At 72.7% G+C, this 17532-nt stretch carries 19 protein-coding genes and 1 pseudogene; 9 read left to right on the top strand and 11 right to left on the bottom strand.

Features of this window, described 5'->3' with window-relative positions; genetic code table 11:
• Positions 1–73: 73 nt before the first annotated feature.
• The 3 genes and pseudogenes from RAN62_RS06335 to RAN62_RS06330 all read left to right on the top strand — a co-directional run bounded on the left by RAN62_RS06335 (position 74) and on the right by RAN62_RS06330 (position 3630).
• Positions 74–2389, top strand: a complete 2316-nt coding sequence (locus tag RAN62_RS06335) for an ROK family protein (protein ID WP_305783518.1) — start codon at positions 74–76, stop codon at positions 2387–2389.
• 43 nt (positions 2390–2432) lie between these two features.
• Positions 2433–2825, top strand: a pseudogene (locus RAN62_RS41065) (Nramp family divalent metal transporter); the annotation flags it as partial.
• 28 nt (positions 2826–2853) lie between these two features.
• Positions 2854–3630: an Nramp family divalent metal transporter gene (locus tag RAN62_RS06330; RefSeq protein WP_305783517.1), complete on the top strand. Its 777-nt coding sequence runs from the start codon at positions 2854–2856 to the stop codon at positions 3628–3630.
• 11 nt (positions 3631–3641) lie between these two features.
• Here the strand turns inward: RAN62_RS06330 and RAN62_RS06325 are convergent, their stop codons facing one another.
• Genes RAN62_RS06325 through RAN62_RS06305 form a run of 5 tightly spaced genes read right to left on the bottom strand, consistent with a single transcriptional unit; the run spans position 3642 to position 8334 of the window.
• The gene (locus RAN62_RS06325) at positions 3642–4466 is read right to left on the bottom strand and encodes a class II fructose-bisphosphate aldolase (protein WP_305783516.1); all 825 of its coding nucleotides are present in this window, start codon (positions 4464–4466) and stop codon (positions 3642–3644) included.
• A complete protein-coding gene (locus RAN62_RS06320; RefSeq protein ID WP_305783515.1) occupies positions 4463–5374 on the bottom strand; it encodes a 1-phosphofructokinase family hexose kinase in 912 nt (303 codons plus the stop codon). Before RAN62_RS06320 ends, RAN62_RS06325 begins: the two co-directional genes overlap by 4 nt.
• Positions 5371–6291, bottom strand: a complete 921-nt coding sequence (locus tag RAN62_RS06315) for a DMT family transporter (protein ID WP_305783514.1) — start codon at positions 6289–6291, stop codon at positions 5371–5373. Before RAN62_RS06315 ends, RAN62_RS06320 begins: the two co-directional genes overlap by 4 nt.
• The gene (locus RAN62_RS06310) at positions 6288–7217 is read right to left on the bottom strand and encodes an N-acetylglucosamine kinase (RefSeq protein WP_305783513.1); all 930 of its coding nucleotides are present in this window, start codon (positions 7215–7217) and stop codon (positions 6288–6290) included. Before RAN62_RS06310 ends, RAN62_RS06315 begins: the two co-directional genes overlap by 4 nt.
• Position 7218: 1 nt before the next feature.
• Positions 7219–8334, bottom strand: coding sequence for an SIS domain-containing protein (locus RAN62_RS06305; protein WP_305783512.1), 1116 nt, complete (start codon positions 8332–8334; stop codon positions 7219–7221).
• 145 nt (positions 8335–8479) lie between these two features.
• Between RAN62_RS06305 and RAN62_RS06300 the strand changes: the two genes are divergently transcribed.
• The 3 genes from RAN62_RS06300 to RAN62_RS06290 all read left to right on the top strand — a co-directional run bounded on the left by RAN62_RS06300 (position 8480) and on the right by RAN62_RS06290 (position 10334).
• The gene (locus tag RAN62_RS06300; protein ID WP_305783511.1) at positions 8480–9226 is read left to right on the top strand and encodes a GntR family transcriptional regulator; all 747 of its coding nucleotides are present in this window, start codon (positions 8480–8482) and stop codon (positions 9224–9226) included.
• Between the two features lie 13 nt (positions 9227–9239).
• Positions 9240–9713 carry a hypothetical protein gene (locus RAN62_RS06295; protein WP_305783510.1) on the top strand — a complete coding sequence of 158 codons (474 nt, stop codon included), beginning with the start codon at positions 9240–9242 and terminating at the stop codon, positions 9711–9713.
• Positions 9714–9830: 117 nt separating this feature from the next.
• Entirely contained in the window at positions 9831–10334 is a 504-nt protein-coding gene (locus RAN62_RS06290; RefSeq protein ID WP_305783509.1) for a hypothetical protein, read from the top strand.
• Between the two features lie 42 nt (positions 10335–10376).
• Here the strand turns inward: RAN62_RS06290 and RAN62_RS06285 are convergent, their stop codons facing one another.
• The 3 genes from RAN62_RS06285 to smpB form a co-directional block, all read right to left on the bottom strand.
• The gene (locus RAN62_RS06285; RefSeq protein WP_305783508.1) at positions 10377–10607 is read right to left on the bottom strand and encodes a hypothetical protein; all 231 of its coding nucleotides are present in this window, start codon (positions 10605–10607) and stop codon (positions 10377–10379) included.
• Positions 10608–11025: 418 nt separating this feature from the next.
• Positions 11026–12108 carry an alpha/beta hydrolase gene (locus RAN62_RS06280; RefSeq protein WP_305783507.1) on the bottom strand — a complete coding sequence of 361 codons (1083 nt, stop codon included), beginning with the start codon at positions 12106–12108 and terminating at the stop codon, positions 11026–11028.
• Positions 12109–12179: 71 nt separating this feature from the next.
• Positions 12180–12683, bottom strand: coding sequence for an SsrA-binding protein SmpB (smpB, locus tag RAN62_RS06275; RefSeq protein ID WP_305783506.1), 504 nt, complete (start codon positions 12681–12683; stop codon positions 12180–12182).
• A 71-nt stretch (positions 12684–12754) separates the two neighbouring features.
• On the opposite strand from smpB, the gene RAN62_RS06270 reads away from it, so the two are divergent.
• Positions 12755–13078, top strand: a complete 324-nt coding sequence (locus RAN62_RS06270) for a putative quinol monooxygenase (RefSeq protein ID WP_305783505.1) — start codon at positions 12755–12757, stop codon at positions 13076–13078.
• Here the strand turns inward: RAN62_RS06270 and RAN62_RS06265 are convergent.
• Together RAN62_RS06265 and RAN62_RS06260 are read right to left on the bottom strand one after the other, a co-directional pair.
• A complete protein-coding gene (locus tag RAN62_RS06265) occupies positions 13036–14334 on the bottom strand; it encodes a hemolysin family protein (RefSeq protein WP_305783504.1) in 1299 nt (432 codons plus the stop codon). The genes RAN62_RS06270 and RAN62_RS06265 overlap by 43 nt on opposite strands.
• Positions 14335–14400: 66 nt before the next feature.
• The gene (locus RAN62_RS06260) at positions 14401–14976 is read right to left on the bottom strand and encodes a TetR/AcrR family transcriptional regulator (protein WP_305783503.1); all 576 of its coding nucleotides are present in this window, start codon (positions 14974–14976) and stop codon (positions 14401–14403) included.
• A gap of 68 nt (positions 14977–15044) precedes the next feature.
• On the opposite strand from RAN62_RS06260, the gene RAN62_RS06255 reads away from it, so the two are divergent.
• Positions 15045–15590, top strand: a complete 546-nt coding sequence (locus RAN62_RS06255) for a hypothetical protein (protein WP_305783502.1) — start codon at positions 15045–15047, stop codon at positions 15588–15590.
• On the opposite strand, the gene RAN62_RS06250 is transcribed toward RAN62_RS06255, so the two are convergent.
• On the bottom strand, positions 15542–16609 hold the full coding sequence (locus tag RAN62_RS06250; RefSeq protein WP_305783501.1) for an MFS transporter: 1068 nt from the start codon (positions 16607–16609) through the stop codon (positions 15542–15544). The genes RAN62_RS06255 and RAN62_RS06250 overlap by 49 nt on opposite strands.
• A 31-nt stretch (positions 16610–16640) precedes the next feature.
• On the opposite strand from RAN62_RS06250, the gene RAN62_RS06245 reads away from it, so the two are divergent.
• Entirely contained in the window at positions 16641–17525 is an 885-nt protein-coding gene (locus RAN62_RS06245; protein ID WP_305783500.1) for an ArsR family transcriptional regulator, read from the top strand.
• The last annotated feature ends 7 nt before the right edge of the window (positions 17526–17532 follow it).

The following is a 17532-nucleotide window of genomic DNA, read 5'->3' as shown; positions in this document are numbered from 1 at the left end:
ACGCCACCGAAGTCCGTTTGTTCCAGCTGAATTAGCGAAGGTCTTAGCAAAACCAGCGGCGTAGAGTGCTCCTATGACCATCGGCCGCCGGGTGCATGTCGTGAGCCGGGACTTCCTGCTGGCCCAGGTGCGCGAGGCCGGTTCGGTGAGCCGGGCCGAGCTCGGGCGGCGTACCGGCATGGCCCGGGTGACCGTCAACGGCCTGGTCGCGGAGCTGCTCGCCGCGGGCCTGCTGGCCGAGACCGCGGAGCCGGTGGCCGAGGGCCCGGGCCGGCCCGCGCGGCTGCTCACGCTGGGACCCGCCGCCGGGTGCGTCGTCGGGGCCGTCGTCGGGAGTACGGGCGTCCGCGCCGCCGTCGCCGACCTCACCGGCGCGATCCTCGTCGAGCGTGACCTCGCTCTCGACACCACCGACGTGACCGCCTCGCTCGACGCCGTCGCCGGGCTGATCCGTGAGTGTGTCGCGGCGGCGGGCACCGAGCGCGGCCGGATCTGGTCGGCCGTCGCGGGTTTCTCCGCCCCCGTCGGTACGGGCACCGGCGCGCTCGTGGCCAGCAGCGTGCTGCCCGGCTGGGGCGGCGTCGTGCCGGCCGCCGAGCTGGAGCGCCGGCTCGGGCTGCGCGTCACCGTGCGCAACGACGCCGACCTGAGCCTGGCCGGGGAGGTTGCCCACGGCGCCGCCCGGGGCCACCGCACGGTCTGCTACCTGCGCATCTCCACCGGCATCGGGTGCGGGCTGCTGCTCGACGGCCACGTGCACCACGGCGCCACCGGGGCGGCCGGGGAGATCGGCCACGTCCAGGTCGACGAGACCGGCACGCTCTGCCGCTGCGGCAACCGGGGCTGTCTCGAGACCATCGCGTCGCCGCGCGAGATCCTCGCCATGCTGGCCGCCACCTACGGCGAGCCGGTCACCGCCGAGCAGGTCACCGAGCTGGCCCGGCACGACGCGACGGCCGAGCGGGTCCTCGCCGACGCGGGCCGCATGATCGGCCGGGTGGTCGCCGACCTGGCCAACACCATCAACCCGTCGCTGGTCGTCCTGGACGGCCCGCTCATCGAGCCCGAGGGCACGATCGTCGCCGGGGTCCGCGAGTCCGTGCGGCGCTACGCCCAGCCCGAGGTCGCCGACGCCACCCAGGTGCGCGCCAGCGCGCTCGAGGGCCGGGCCGCCATCCTGGGCGCGATCGCGGTGGCCGTCGACGCCACGCCCGCCGCCCGGGGCAGCCGCGCCTTCGCCGCCTCGCCGGACGGCCGGACCCCCGGCGCCCGGGAGCGGGTCGTGCGGCGCGGCATGATCGTCGACCTGCTGCGCCACCGGGGCACCGTCGGGCGCAGCGACATCGTCAAGCTCACCCGCCTGCCCCGCGCCGCCGTCCTCGACCTGCTGGGCGAGCTCGAACACGACGGCACGGTCGAGCCGGCCGCGCCGCCGCCGGGAGAACGCCGCGCGGGCCGGCCCTCACCCCGCTACCGGCTCGCCGCCCCGCCCGGGCTCCTGCTGGGGCTCGCGCTGGGCGCCGACAGCACCCGCGCCGTGCTCACCGACGGCAGCGGCACCGTGCTGCACCAGGCCAGTGACTCGGTCCCGATCGGCATGGCCGGGGCGTTGCACGTGCGGCGCGCGGCGGAGCTGGGCCGGGAGCTGCTGCTCGCCCACGGCCACGATCCGGGCGAGCTGCGGGCGGCGGGGCTCAGCGTGCCGGCGCCCGTCGACCCGGCCACCGGACGCTTCGGCCGCCGCGGCGTGCTGCCCATGTTCGCGGGCTTCGACCCGGCCGGCGAGGTGGCGGACGTGCTGGGCGTACCCGTGAAAGCCGAGAACAACGCGGACCTGGCCGCCCTCGCCGAGACCCGCCGCGGCGCCGGCCGGGGGGCCCGTGACCTGCTCTACCTGCGCGCCGACCAGTACACCGGGGCCGGGATCATCGCGGGCGGGCGCATGCACCGCGGGGCGATCGGCTACGCGGGGGAGGTCGGGCATCTCAACGTGCGCGAGGTCGGCCCGTTCTGCGTCTGCGGCAGCCGCGGATGCCTGTCGGTCTATCTGAACCCGGCGTACTTCTCGGCGCTGCTCGACCCGCGCGCCGGCACCACCGAGGCCGACCTGCTCGCCCTGGCCGGCGCGGCCAACCGCCCGGTGCAGCGGGCCATCGCCGACGCGGGCCGGCTGATCGGGCGCTCGGTCGCGTCGCTGTGCAACGTGCTCAACCCCGCGATCGTCGTGGTCGGCGGCGCGTTCGCCGAGGCGGGCCCCTACGTGGTCGACGGCGTCCGCGAGGCCCTGCTGCGCCACTGCTCGCCGAGCGCCACCGCGGGCCTGACCGTCGTGCCCACCGCGCTGGGCCCCGACGCCGAGCTCCTGGGCGCCGTCGAGATCCTGCTCTGAGCGGCGCTTCAGCTGATCTCCCCGGCCCGCTAGATTGACATCCGTGGATACGGCGGACCGTCTCTTCCCCACGAAGCACCTGGCCGCCCCCGAGGTGCGCGATCTGCCCGAGGCTCCGGCGAGCTTCCGGCGCGTCATCGGGCCGGGCGTCGTCGCCGCGGGCGTCGGCATGGCGAGCGGCGAATTCATCCTCTTCCCCTACATCGCCTCCCAGGTCGGGCTGGTCTTCGTCTGGGCCGCCTTCGTCGGCCTGGCCACCCAGTACTTCCTCAACATGGAGATCGAGCGCTACACCCTGGCCACGGGCGAGACCGCGCTCACCGGGTTCAGCCGCTACTGGCGGCACTGGGGGCTGGTCTTCGCGATCCTGGCGTACTTCGCCAACATCTGGCCGGGCTGGGCGTCCAGCTCGGCCACGCTCATCACCTATCTGGCCGGCGGCGAGGTCCGGCTTCGCGCTGCTCATGGGCGCCTTCGCGGGCGCCGGCGGCGGCCAGAACCTGTGCCAGAGCAACTGGATCCGCGACAAGGGCTTCGGGATGGGCGCCTACGTGCCCCGCATCGTCAGCCCGGTGACCGGCCAGCTCGAGGCCGCGCCGTCGACCGGTTTCGTCTTCGAGCCGACGGAGGCCAACCTGGCCCGCTGGCGGCGCTGGTGGCGGCTGGCCAACCTCGAACAGCTGAGCACCTTCGTGCTGATCAGCTTCCTGACCATCTTCTTCACCTCGATGCTGGCCTACGCCACGGTCTTCGGCCGCGACGGGCTCACCAACAACATCTCCTTCCTCAAGGCGGAGGGCGACGCGCTCAACGCCTCGGTCGGCAACTGGTTCGGCACCTTCTTCTGGATCATCGGCGCCTTCTCGCTCTTCGCCGCCGCCCTGGGCATCGTCGACTACACCAGCCGCCTGGGCGCCGACGTGCTCAAGACCGCGTACCTCCGGGACGCCCACGAGAGCAAGATCTACTTCGGGCTGGTCTGGGGCCTCGTCGGCATCGGCGTCGTCGTCCTGCTCGCCGGGCTCACCCAGCCGCTGGTGCTCCTCGTCATCTCGGCCGTCACCGGCGGGCTGATGATGTTCCTCTACTCGGCCCTGCTGCTCCTGGTCAACCGCCGGGTCCTGCCCCGCGGGATCCGGCCCGGCGCGGGCCGGGTCGCGGCACTGGTGTGGGCGTTCGTGCTGTTCGGCTTCCTGTCGGTGCTGACCTTCAACGAACAGATCCGCAAGCTCTTCGAGTGAGCGGCCCGGTCTCAGGCGGCCAGCAGGGTCAGGGTGCGGGCGACCTCGGTGCGGACGGCGGCGCGGGCGGGGGACAGGTACTTGCGGGGGTCGGAGAGGCGGGCGTCGGCGGCGAGGACGTCGCGCACCGCGCCGGTCAGGGCCCGGTTGAGCAGCGTGCCGACGTTGACCTTGACGATGCCGGCGGCGACCGCGCGGCGCAGGCCCTCGTCCGGCACGCCCGAGGAGCCGTGCAGCACCAGGGGTACGGGCACCGCGGCGGCGAGCCGGGCGATGAGGTCGTCGTCGAGGACGGCGTCGCGGCTGGCCATGGCGTGCGACGAGCCGACCGCCACGGCCAGCGCGTCGACCCCCGTGGCGGCCACGAAGGACGCCGCCTCGGCCGGATCGGTGCGTACCCCGGGGGCGTGGGCGCCGTCCTTGCCGCCGATCGCGCCGAGCTCGGCCTCGACCCAGACGCCGGCCGCGTGGCACCGGTCGGTGACCGCGCGGGTGCGGGCCACGTTCTGCTCGTAGGGCAGCGTCGCCGCGTCGACCATCACCGACGGGATGCCCAGGGCGACGGCCTCGTCGATCAGCGTCTCGTCCTCGGCGTGGTCCAAGTGGACGATCACCGGCACGGCGGCGCTGCCGGCCATGCTCAGGCAGGCCAGGGCGAGCGGCGCCAGGGCACCGTGATAGCGAACGGCGTTCTGCGAGATCTGCAGGATGACCGGCAGCCCGGCGTCCTCGGCGCCGCCCACGACGGCCTCGGCGTGCTCCAGCATGATGACGTTGAACGCGCCGACGGCCCGCCCGCTGCCGCGCAGGTCTCCCACGATGGACGGCTTGGTCACGACAGTTCCTCCACGGTGATCTGCTCGCGCCAGCGGGCGCGGGCGGTCAGGTCGATCTCCCCGGCGACCGGGCGCAGCACGCAGGCCGCCGCGGTCGCCACCACGTCGGCCAGCGCGGCCGGCCACGGCGTGCGGGCGGCCAGGTGCAGGGCCAGGGCGGCGGCGGCCGCGTCGCCGGCGCCGGTCGGGTTGCCGTCCACGGTCTCGGCCGGCCGGGCGGCCCAGGTGCCGTCGGGGGTGACGGCCACCACGCCGGAGGAGCCGAGCGTCACGACGACGGCCGCCGCGCCACCGTCGAGCAGGCGCCGGCCCCACCCGGCGACGTCGCGCGCCGACGCCACGGGCGCGCCGGCCAGCTCGGTCAGCTCGTCCCGGTTCGGCATCAGCACCGCCCCGGCGCCGGTCGCCTGCCGCAGGGCCTCGCCGGACACGTCGAGGATCGCGGGGACACCGCCGAGCTTGGCCAGCTGGGCCGGCAGGTCGGCGGGCAGGCCCGGCGGCAGGCTGCCCGACACCACGAGAACATCGGCGGTTGCCACCTCACGAGCCACCGCGTCGAGTACAGCCTCCGCCGTGCCGGGCGCGGCCGGGTGGCCCGGCTCCAGCAGGATCGTGGTCGTGCCGTCCGCGCCCACCACGGCGATCGTCCGCCGGACCGCTGCGAACGCGGGGATCAGCCTGATCGGGAAGCCGAGCGCGTCCAAGTGCACGCGGAAGGACTCTGCGGCCGGAGCCACAGCCACGGTGTCGCCGCCGAGGGCCCGGACCACCGAGGACACATTGACCCCCTTGCCGCCGGCGCGCGACCGGACGGCGCCGACGCGCACGCTTTCCCCCGGGACGAGCGCCGGGACCTCGTACGTGATGTCCAGGGCGGGGTTGAGGGTGACCGTGACGACGCGGATCATGACGTGCTCAGCCCGGCCGAGTCCTCGGCCGACTTCTCGGTCGTGTAGACCATCAGCGTCGAGCCGGCCAGCGCCAGCAGGATGCCCGCGGTCTGGTAGCCGGACGGGACGTTCTGATAGACGGCCAGCGACAGGATGATGGTGAGCACCGGCGCGAGGGCGTTGGTGATCGGCGCGACCAGCGACGCCTTGCCCCGGCTCATCGCCATCACCAGGAAGAGCGCGCCGACCGCGTTGAGCACCTGCGTCACCGCGGTGAGCGCGGGCGCCTGCCACGGGAAGTCCGTCGGGAAGCCGCCCATCATGATCAGCGCGACCGGGATCAGCACGATCCCGCTGATCGTCATCCAGCCGAAGGTGGTCGCGTCGTTGACGCCGGACAGCGCCGCCTTGCGCATGTAGTAGGCCTGCACGCCCCAGGCGACGCAGATCAGGATCGCCAGCAGCAGGTACGGGCCGGTGGACGCGTCCTCGTCGCCGGGCGCCACGGAGAACAGCACGATGGCGACCAGGGCGAGCACGACGCCGATCACGGCCAGCCGGGTCAGCCGCTCCTTGAGGGCAACCAGGGCCATGACCACGGTGATCGCGGGGGAGAGGGCGATGATCGGGAAGATGATGTAGGCGGGGCCGATGGTCAGGGCCTTGAAGAGCAGCAGCTGGCCCCCGGCGCCGGTGACGCCGACGAGCAGTCCGTAGAAGGCGGCGATCGGGCGGCGGTCGAAGGTGGCTCCGCGCAGCGCGGCGACGGCCGGGATGATCATCGTGAACGACCAGATGATGTAGACCATTCCGTCGGGGTAGCCGTACCGGCTGGTCGGTTCGCCGGAGAAGGCGCCCCAGACGCCCCAGAAGAGCACGAGCAGTCCGGCGTACGGGATCCAGCCGGTCCGGCGGCCCGCGGTGACAGTGGTCATGCCGATATCCCTTCGAGATGGTGGCCGGCGAGGCGGGCCGCGTAGACGGCGGCGCCGAGGTCCGGGGCGTACAGGGGAGTGCGCAGGTCGTAGCGGTCGTCCAGGGCTGCCCGGAACGCCGCGAGCAGCGGTTCGCAGGTGAACATGCCGCCGGAGTACGAGACCGGGACCGGCCCGGTGGTGAAGCCGAGCGCCCGGGCCTGGGCGTCGACCAGCGCGGCGAGCTCGTGCCCGGCGTCGCGCAGGATGGCGGCGCAGGCGGTGTCGCCGGCCGCCGCGGCCGCGCTGATCAGGGGGCTGAGGGCGGCGATCCGGCCCCGGTCGCCCTTCCACCGGTTGAGGACGACGTCGACGGCGTCGAGATCGTCGGTGAGGCCCAGCTCACGCCGCAGCAGGTCGGCGAGCGGGCCCCGGGGCAGCCGGCCGTCGGCCATCCGGCTGAAGGCGCCGAGCCCGCGGATGGCCACCCAGTAGCCGGAGCCCTCGTCGCCGAACAGCTCACCCCAGCCGCCGGCGCGGGCCTGGCGGGCCCCGTTCTCCCCGTACGAGATGGAGCCGGTGCCCGCCACGACGTTGATGCCGTCCACGCCGCCCAGCGACCCGGCCCAGCCGCAGATCATGTCGTTGCCGCAGCGGTAGCGGTCGTGGCCGAGCACGGTGGCCGGCAGCGCGTCGAGCGTCGCCACGTCGGCGGACACCTCGCCGTAGCAGGGGATCCCGAAGAACGCGTACGTGATGCCGGCCGGCTCGATGCCCGCCCGCTCGCACACCTGCGTGACGCCCTCGGCGAGCAGCGGGGCGACGATGTCGATGCTGCTCATCAGGTAGTAGATGCTGGCCGTACGGGCCTCGGCCACCACGGTGCCGGCGTCGTCGATCAGGCAGAAGGCGGTCTTGCTGCCGCCCCCGTCCACGCCCAGGAACATGTCAGTCCTCGCCTTCGCCGTACGGGTGGATGGTCACGCCCCGCACGACCCGGTTGACCTCGCCGCCCGGGAACGGGTTGTCCGGCGTGTGGCCGCGGGCGAGCGCACAGGCGAGCGCGGTGAGCTGGGCGGGGATCACGGCGGCGACGGCCCAGAGCGCGTCCGGTGTCCCCGGCGGCCGGGGCACGATCCACTGCACGACATCGCTTGCGTACGGGTGGTCGCCGATCGCCACGACGCGGGTGGTGCCGAGGGTGGCCACGAGTTCGCGTACGAGATCGAGGTCGTAGGCGCGCCGGTGGTCGTCGCCGGAGACGAAGACGGCCGCGAGGGTGTCCGGGGTCAGGGCCGCCTTGGGGCCGTGCCGGAAGGCCAGCGTGGACTCGCCCAGGGCCGCGACGTCGCCGGCGGTCAGCTCGAGACACTTGAGCGCGGCCTCGTGGGCGAGCCCCTTGAGGCTGCCCGAGCCGAGGTAGACGATCCGGCCGGGCGCGAGCGCCGTCACGGTCTTGGCGATGTCGCCGGAGCCGCTCAGCACGGTCTCCGCCGCGCTCGCGAGGGCGTCCACATCGGCCTCGCCGGCCAGGCACAGGTACGCGGCCAGCACCATGCTGGTGAACGACGACGTCATGGCGAAACCGCGGTCGTTCGTCGCGGCGGGCAGGTCGATGACGGTCGCGTTGGCGGCGCCGGTGTAGCGGCGGCTCAGCGCGCCCTCGGCGTTGCAGGTGATCACGAGCTGATGCGCTGTGGTCGCGAGCCGGTCGACGAGCTCTGCGGCCGCGACCGACTCGGGGCTGTTCCCGCTGCGGGCGAAGGACACCAGCAGCACCGGGCTGTCCGCCCCGGCGACGAGGTCCGGGTCGGTGACGATGTCGGTGGTCGGCACCGCCTCCACGAGTCGCCCGAGCCTGCGGGAGAGCTCCGGGGCAAGCAGCTCGCCGGCGTAGGCGGAGGTGCCCGCGCCGGTCAGGACGATCCGGGTGCGCGGGTCGGCCAGGGCGGCGGCGAGGAGGCCGTCGACCTCACGGCGCGCGGCCGTCACGACGGCGTGCGTGGCCCGCCAGACGTCCGGCTGCTGCTGGATCTCCGCCTCGGTGAAGGCGCTGCCTGCCATGTAGTCACTCCTTGCGCTTGGGTTGCGGCCCCGCCGCTCGGCCGCCCGGACCGCTGCTCCACGGTCTGGTCTGTGCCTGGAAGCTACTGGTATGCAACTGGGCTGTCAATGACTCCAACTGGTCTGCTCCTGGTAGCTTGGCGGCATGGAGACGCGCCCCTTGATCGGTCCCGACGCGCTGCCGCTCTACCTCCGCCTCGCCGACCGCATCGAGGAGGACCTGCGCGCGGCCGACGGGGCCGACGGAGCCCGCCTGCCGTCCGAGCGGCAGCTCGCCGAGCGCTACGACGCCTCCCGGGTCACCATCCGCGCCGCCCTCGCCGAGCTGCGGGAACGCGGGCTGCTGGTCTCGCTGCCGGCGCGCGGCTGGGCCATCGCCGCCGCGCCGAAACCGCGCCCCGGCGCCGGCGGGCGGGTGCTCGGCTTCACCGATCTCGCCCAGCAGCGCGGGCTCACCATGCGCAACAAGGTGCTGTCGTCGGGCGTGCGGGCGGCGACCGTACGGGAGGCCGAGCTGCTGAACACGGTGGCCGGCGCCGACCTGTTCGAGATGCGGCGGCTGCGCTTCCTCAACGACCTGGTCATCGCGGTCGAGCACAACCGGCTGCCGCTCGCCGTCGCCCCGGCCCTGGCCACCACGGACTTCGCCGGGCACTCGCTCTACGAGGTGCTGCGGGCGGCGTCGCCGACGCAGCGGCCGCACTACGCCGACTACTCGGTCGAGGCGCGCAACGCCACCGACGAGGAGCGGGCGCACCTGGAGATCACCGGGCCGGTGCCGATCCTGGCCGCGACGCAGCTGACCTTCAACCAGGAGGCGGTGCCGATCGAGCTGACCGTGCAGGCGTACCGGGGGGACCGCTACACCTTCCGCGCGTCCATCACGGACTGACTACGCTGGTCGCGTGCAGGATCTGGCGGGGCGGCTCGCGGCGCTGACGTTCTCGGGGCTGACCCGCGAGCAGGTGACCACGCTGCTCATCGACGAGGTCGCCGCGTGGGGCGAGGCCGAGGGGTGGCGCGTCTACCGCCGGGCGGCCAGCATCGTGACCCTGCCCCCGCCGATGGAGCGCCGGCACTCGGTGCTCGACGTCGCGCTCGCCCGCCCCGACGGCCCGCCCATCGTCGTCGAGGTCGATCACAGCCATCGTCAGCGTACGATCGACAAGCTCCTGGCCGAGGCGGAAGAGGGCCGGATCCCGTTCTGGGTCCGCTGGGGTCCCGGCCCGATCGCCGAGCCGCCGCTGCCGATCCAGCTTTTCGCCGTGGCCGTCACCCGGTCGCAGGGCCGCTTCTCCCGGACGACCCTGGCCGCACCCGAGCACTCGCACAGCCCGCTGACCGGCGAGGCCGCCGAGCTGCCCCTGGAGAACGACTGATACGTCGGATCGTGGGCTGTGGCCCCGGCTCGGGAGTGGCAACCTTCTGCCTTTCATCGCGCCCAGCAGAAGGGACCGTCCCGATGACAGACGTCCTGGCCGAACGCGGCAGCATCCGTGCCTTCCGCGCCGGCCCCCCAGATTCTCATCGTCGCCGAGGGCAAGCTGCCCAGCCCCGGCTTCGAGGTCGACATCGCCGAGGACCCCCGGCGGATCTTCCCGCAACAGTTCGACCTGGTGCGGCGGCCGCTCGACGGGTTCTTCCCGCAAGTCGTGACCCCGTACACGTACTCGGAAAGCGTTCTGTTCCCGGCGGACCAGGCCGTCGTGACCGTGCACCACGCGGAGGGCTCCGACGAGGTGCGGATCCAGAAGTGCGGCCGGGAACTCGCCGCGTACAAGCGGGCCGTGGCCGACAAGGGCGACGAGGCCACCGGCTTCTCGAAGAACCTCAGCTTCGACGAGGCCTTCGCCAACGCGGTCGCCGCCCTGCCGCCCAGCACCACTCCGATCGCCGACGGCATCGAGACGATCGTGGTCCAGGAGATCGGCGGCCTGTTCGGCGGCTTCTTCCCGCGGCGAGACCTCTTCGTCCGCGTACGCCGGACCGCCGTGATCTGACGCTGCTTCCCGAATCGGCGGTGCCCGCGCCGGGGCGCCGCCTCAGTCGTCCTCCCCGGTCAGGTCACCTGGCATGACCGTCGCGACGAGGCCCGCCACGAACTGCGGCACGTCCTCCGGCCGCAGCGTCAGAACCGGCACGTCGGGGTCGGCACCCTGAAAGATCTCGACAGTGTGCACCGGCTCGCCGGCCCTCTCAGCGACCCCGATGATCCTCCAGCGGCGGTGGCGCGGGCGGGTGTTGGAGAAATGGCTGAAGCCCGGCTCGGCCATGGGCGCTCCTGTCCTCGTGGGGGAGTCCCAGCATGGATCTTCGGCACCGCGGAGTCCTCCGGGATCTCCCTGAGCCCGACCCTGACCTTCGCCGGACCGTCAGCCGCGGCGGAAGCGGCTCTGCCCACACCATTGCTCGGCGTGCTGGCGATCGAGCGCAAGCTCACCCCAGGTGAGACCCGCGACAGGAAAGACGTCTTCGTGACTCCGTCATTGCAGGCGATGCGACTGACCAGGGCGGTGAACGTGGTGGACGACTCCTGGAGATTGTGCTGCGGCGCCAGTCGCCAGACAGCCGGATCGGCCGGTCCTGACGTGCCCGCCGGAGTGCCCGGCTCATGGGTTCGGCAGGGCCCGTGCCTCACCATGGTGATCGTCCGTTCGGCGCCAGTCGTTCGCGGTGGGCTCGCAGCCCACGTCAGGCGCGGCCGAAGATGGCTTGGAGGGCGGACGGGAAGAGGTTGCGCCAGTTGACGTAGTCGTGCCAGCCCGGATATTCGGCGTACGTGACGGGGTAGCCCTTGGTCCGAAGGACGTCGCGCAGGTGGCGGACGGCCTGGATCTGGTGGGGGGCGCCCGGCCCGACGGACGTGGTCTCGCGGTCGCCGACGTCGAGGTAGAAGCGCAGGCCGGCCCGGGGCAAGCGGGTGAATTCGCGGGTCAGCCACTCCGGCTCGCCGTCCTCGGGGCGGGGCCACCAGAAGCTGCCCGACTGGGCGATCACCGCGCCGAAGACCTCCGGGGCGCGCAGGGCCACGTGTGCTGCCATGAGGCCGCCGAGGGAGGCGCCCGCGACCGCGATGTCCTGGGGGAAGGGGCTGATCCCGTACTCCCGGCGGGCCCAGGGCATGAGTTCGCGGGTGACGAAGCGGGTCGTCTCCTCCGAGTCGGGGCTCAGGTCCTTGTCGCGCGTGTCGTCCGTACCGTGCAGGTAGATGGTGACCAGGGGCGGGATGCGCCCTGCGGCGATGAGGTTGTCGCAGGTCGCGGGGATGCCCATGACCGTGCGGCCCAGGTAGCCGTCGAAGACGACGAGGGCGGGCAGCCCGGCGCGGCGGCCGCCCGCGGGCACGTGGACGGAGACGCGGCGGCCGTTGTCGAGCGTGATCTCCTCGATGGTCCCGGCGGGCACGCCCGGCTGCGGCACGGGCCAGGTCTCGGGCGGGGCGAGGGGCAAGGTCAGATGCGAGACGTACGCGTCCCGGTCGCTCGGATCGCCCGGATCGGCCGGGAACTTCATGGTGTACGGGTTCAGCGCGTCGATGTGGACAGCGCCGGTGCCCCGGTCGTCGTGCGGGACGCTGTAGTCACCGGGCGGCAGATGGGTCACGTAGTAGATCGACCGCAGCCGCGCGGGCAGCCGGAACGTGCCGTGCCACAGGTCCGTGCCGGGCTCGCGGGTCAGCTCGAGGCGGACGCCCCAGCCGACGGCCGTGCGTTCCGCCTCGCCCCGCCATACGAAGGTGACCTCGGCCAGGCCGCCGGGGTCCACGCCCGACACGAGGGGAGTCCCGGACGCCTGCGCACGTTGCCAAAGATCCGCCGCCGACACGACGTACAGGATCTCACAATTCACCCTCTCGGGTGACCCCCTGATTTCGCTGAGTGACCCTTGAGGCTGCGGCCGAGGGCCCGGGCGATCTCCTTGTCGGCGTCACGCTTGGCGATGGCCTGCCGTTTGTCGTACTCCTTGCGCCCCTTGGCCAGCGCCAGCTCCACCTTGGCCCAGCCCTCGTTGAAGTAGAGCGACAGCGGGACCAGGGCGACGCCGGGCTCGCGCAACTTGTCGAGGATGCGGTCGATCTCGAGGCGGTGCAGGAGCAGTTTCCGGGTGCGCCGCGGGGCGTGATTGGTCCACGAGCCGAACCCGTACTCGGCGATGTGCAGGTTGTAGAGCATGAGCTCGCCCTCGTGCTCCTGCGCGAAGGCGTCGACCAGCGAGGCGTAGCCGGCGCGCAGCGACTTGACCTCCGTGCCGGCCAGGACGAGACCGGCCTCGTACGTCTTCAGCACCTCGTAGTCGTGGCGCGCCTTCTTGTTGGACGCGATGACCTTGCGGCCGGTCTCTCTCGGCATGCCCGCGAGCCTAAGCCGTGCCGCCGCGTCAGTCGCGTGATTTCCTGGTGGGACACGGAGAGGACACACAGATGATCTTCATCACCGCCAAGTTCCTGATCAAGCCCGAGCACGCCGAGAAGTGGCCGGAGATCGCCGGCGACTTCACCCGCGCGACCCGGGCCGAGCCCGGCTGCCTCTGGTACGACTGGTCGCGCAGCCTCGACGACCCGAACGAGTACGTGCTCGTCGAGGCCTTCCGCGACGGGGACGCCGGGGCCGCCCACGTCGGCTCGGCGCACTTCAAGCAGGCGCAGCAGGAGTTGCCGCCCTATCTGCAGGCAACCCCGCGGATCATCAGCCAGAGCATCGATCAGGATGACTGGTCGGAGCTGGGCGAGCTGGCCGTCAAGTGAGGGCGTAGGCGCAGCCGGGTGATCGCGTGCCCGGTGATCTCGGTGACCTCGGCGGAGTGGCCGTCGATGTCCACGACCTCACCGGGCGCGGTCGGGATGTGGCCCAGCCGCGCCAGCACCAGCCCCGCGACCGTCGTGTAGTCGCCGTCCTCCAGGTTCTCCACATCGACGCCGATGTCGGGCAGGTCGTGGATCGGGAAGGTGCCGGGCAGCAGCATCGCGCCGTCGTCCTCGTGCACGACCGACTGCACGTCGCGGTCGGTCTCGTCGTAGATCTCGCCGACGACCTCCTCGACCAGGTCCTCCATGGTGACGATGCCGTCGATGGCCCCGCGCTCGTCGACGACCAGGGCGAACTGCTGGCGCTGGGTGCGCAGCTGCAGCATCGCGTCGGACACCTTGAGCGTCTCGGGCAGGAACACCGCCGCGAACATGTGCCCGCGGACCGGCCCGGACGCGCCGATCAGGTCGCGGAGATGCACGACCCCGAGTACGTCGTCCAGCCCGACCGGTCCGACGACCGGCGCCCGGGAGTGGCCGCCCGCGACCAGCTTGGCCAGCGCCTCCTCCGCGCTCAGATCGGCCGGCAGCACCAGCACGTCACGCCGCGGGACGAGGATCTCGCGCAGGATCCGGTCGGCGATCTCGAACGCGCCGGAGATGATCGTGCGCTGCTCCGCGGAGAACTCCTGCTGCGCCTCGACCATGTCCCGGATCTCCTCGGCGCTGACCTCCTCGCGGCCGGCGTCGGGGTTGTTGCCCGTCAGTCGGACGACCAGGTCGGTGGTCTTGCCGAGCAGCCAGTTGACCGGCCGGGCGAAGGTCGAGAGCATGTCGAGCGGCCGCGCGACCAGCAGCGCCCAGCCCTCGGCGCGCTGCATGGCGATCCGCTTGGGCGCCAGCTCGCCGACGACCAGCGTGAAGAACGTCAGGATGATCGTGACGACGACGATCGCCACCGGATCGGCCGCGTCGCCCAGGAAACCCAGCGGCCCGACCAGCGGCTTCGCCAGCGACACGGCCGCCGACGCCGAGGCCAGGAAGCCGGCGAGCGTGATGCCGATCTGGATCGTGGCAAGGAACCGGTTGGGGTCCCGGGCCAGCCTGGCGAGGGTCTTGCCGGTCCTCGTCTCGCGTTCGAGGCGCTGCAGCTGGCTCTCGCGCAGCGACACCAGGGCCATCTCACTGCCGGAGAACACGGCGTTCACCAGCACGAGCACGACGACGAGAACGATCTGCCACCCGTAACCGCCCACGGCGGAACCTCAACTCCTCACGAACCGGGGATACGAAAGATCAACGCTACCGGGCGGACCTGAGTCTCAGCTGACAAGATCCAGGGAAGCGGTGAGTTCCCGGGCCGCCTCCCCCGCCGTGAGGTGCCCGGCCAGGACGTGCACGGTCAGCCCGTCGACGACCGCGTGCAGCCGCCGCGCCCGCCTCGCGATCTCCGGGTCGTCGGGCCGCAGCGCCCGCATGATGCCCTCGCACAGCTGGGCCATCAGTGTGAACTGCCGCCGGTGCACCTCGGCCAGCCGGTCGTCGCCGAGCCCGAGCGCCAGGAACGAGAACGCGATCGCCGCCTCCAGCCGGCGCTGCTCGTCCAGTGGCATCGTCTCCAGCAAAAGGGCCTCGGCGACGACGCGCGGTGGCCGGGCGGCGAGCTCCTTCTCGCGGGCACGGATCCTCGCGGTGACCTGGGCGATCACCTCTTCGCAGGCGAAGGCGAGCAGCTCGGCGCGGGTGGCGAAGTAGTGCCGCAGCGCGCCGGACGACCAGCCGGACTCGGCCGCCACCGACCGGATGGAGACGTCGGCGACGCCGTCGCGCGCGAGCACTCGCCACACCGCTCCGGCCAGCTCCCGGCGCCGCGCTCCGTGATCGACAACCTTGGGCACCTGGTGATTATCGCACGACTGTGTTACCAAGGATTTCACACGACTGTGCGAAAACGAGGGGGTAGGTCATGATCGCGGTGATCGTCGCCTGCGAGATCGGATTCTGGGTGCTGCTCGTGGCCGGCCTCGCCGCCCGCTACCTGCTGCGGTGGCGCCGGGCCGGGGCGGTGCTGCTGGTGTGCGTACCCCTGGTGGACGTGGTGCTGCTCGCGGCGTCGGCGGCCGACCTGCGCCGCGGCGGCGAGGCCGGACTCGCCCACACCCTGGCCGCCATCTACCTGGGCGTGTCGGTCGCCGGCGGCCACCGCATGATCCGCTGGGCCGACGAGCGCTTCGCCCACCGCTTCGCCGGTGGTCCCGCACCGACCACACCGCCCAGGCACGGCCGGGAGCACGCCGCCCACGAGCGCCGCGGCTGGCTCCGCCACCTCGCTGCATACTTGGTGGCGGCCGCCGTCCTGGGCATCTTCACGCTGCTCGTCGGCGACGCGGCGACCGGCGCCCTGTGGTCCCCGATGCGCGTCTGGGGCTTCGCCGTGATCATCGACTTCCTGATCTCCTTCAGCTACACCCTCCACCCCCGCCGCCCCCGCCCCGCCACCGTCCCGAAATGACCGGGAAGGCCTCGGGTCAGGGCGACGTGTGCCAGCGGAATCAGCGCCAGCACCCCGACCAGGGCGCAGACACCGAGCCAGCCGAAGATCGGATAGCACCGCAAACCGAGCCAGGAACCCACGGCGCCGCCGATGTACGCGCAGGTCATGTAGGCGGTGTTGAGGCGGCTGCGGGCGTTGTCGCTGATCGCGTAGACGCGAACCTGGTTGGCGACCATGCCGGACTGCATTGCCACGTCGAGCACGAGAGTGCCGACGACCAGCCCCACCAGGTGTCCGCGCGCGCCCGTGGCCAGCAGGGCGGCGCTGGCGACAACGGCGGCCGCGCACACCAGGTTGGCCAGGTCGGGACCGTGCCGGTCGATGAGGCGACCGGCGACCGGCGTGGCCGGCATGGTCGCGGCGTTCACCAGGGCCAGGAGCCCGACGGCCCGGGGGTCGTAGCCGTAGGCCGGACCGGTGAGCAGCAGGGCCAGGCAGGTCCAGGTGGCGGAGAAACCGGCGAAGATCGCGGCCTGGTAGAGGCACGACCGGCGCAGGTCGCTCTCGCGGGTCAGCAGGCGTACCGGCTCGGCGAGCAGTCCGGCGACGGACGGGCGGGTGGCTGCCGGGGCCCGCGGCAGGACGCGGTGCAGCCAGGCCGCGAAGATCAGCAGGAGGGCGGCGGAGAGCACGTACGGGGCTCGCCAGCTCCACCAGTGCACCAGGTAGCCGCTGAACGTCCGGGACAGCAGCATGCCACCGGTGCCACCGCTGAGCAGGAGGCCGGTCGTGACGCCGCGCCGCTCCGGCGGCACCATGCCGGCCACCATGGGACCGATGATCGGCGCGACCACCGTGGCGGTGCCGATCATCAGGCTGAGGCCGATCAGCGGCGGCAGGGCGGGCGCCGCCGCGGCCAGCAGCAGGGCCCCGGAAGTGACCGTCAGCAGGATGGTCAGAAGCCGGCGGTACGGAACCCGGTCGCCGAGCGGGACCAGCAGGAACAGCGAGCTGAGCGCCGAGGATCTCGCGGACACCCGTTTCGCGATATCACCGGTCCAGGAGCTGGTGTGCAGCCTGTGGGCGCTGCGCGACCCGGGCCGGTACGCGCTGCACCTGCCGTGGCGCCGGGCCGCCCTGGCCGCGCTCGAACCGGATGACCTGGAGCTGTTGCTGTCTCTGGTGGGAAACAGCCGCGCCCTGCCGGACTTCCTCACGCCGCGCCCGGCGACTTTCGCGCCGCCGCCCGCCGAGCAGTTCGACGAGATACGCCGTACGCCACCCGATCTGGTCGAGCGCGACATCGCAGCGACCCACGCGCCGGGTCCGGTGCCCGCCGTGCTGCGCGCCGCGACCCTGAGCGACCTCGTCGACCTGCTCGAACGCTACTGGTCGGCCGCCATGGCGCAATGCTGGCCACGGATGCGCCTGGTGATGGAGGCCGACACGACCTATCGTGCGCGGCAGCTCGCCACGGGCGGCGCGCGACTGCTCTTCGCCGACCTTCATCCGAATGTCAGCTGGGCCGATGGTGCGCTGCGCATCGACCAGATGATCGGCCGATACCGGGTGTCCGCCGCCGGACATGGTCTCCTGCTGCTTCCGTCGATCTTCGCCTACAAAGCGATCCCGCCGATGAGCTCGGCCGAGCGGCCGTGGCTGGCCTACCCGGCCCGGGGCATCGCGACCCTCTGGCAGGCCACCGTTCCGCCCGGCCCCGAGGTGATGGCCGCCCTCGTCGGCCCGCCCAAGGCCAGGCTCCTGCTCCTGCTGGCCGAGGCACTGCCCACCGTGGAGCTGGCCCGCCGCCTGCGGGTGACCCCGAGCGCGGTCTCCCAGCACCTGCGGATACTGCACGGCAGCGGCCTGGTGACGCGCATCCGGGACGGCCGGCACGTCCTCTACCGCCGCAGCGCCCTCGGTGATCGCCTGATCGAGGGGTCTGACCGGTAGGCCCGGC

Origin of the sequence: Symbioplanes lichenis, from assembly GCF_030709675.1 — a bacterium.
GTDB lineage: Bacteria > Actinomycetota > Actinomycetes > Mycobacteriales > Micromonosporaceae > Actinoplanes > Actinoplanes lichenis.
This window is presented reverse-complemented; position numbering and strand designations above follow the sequence as displayed.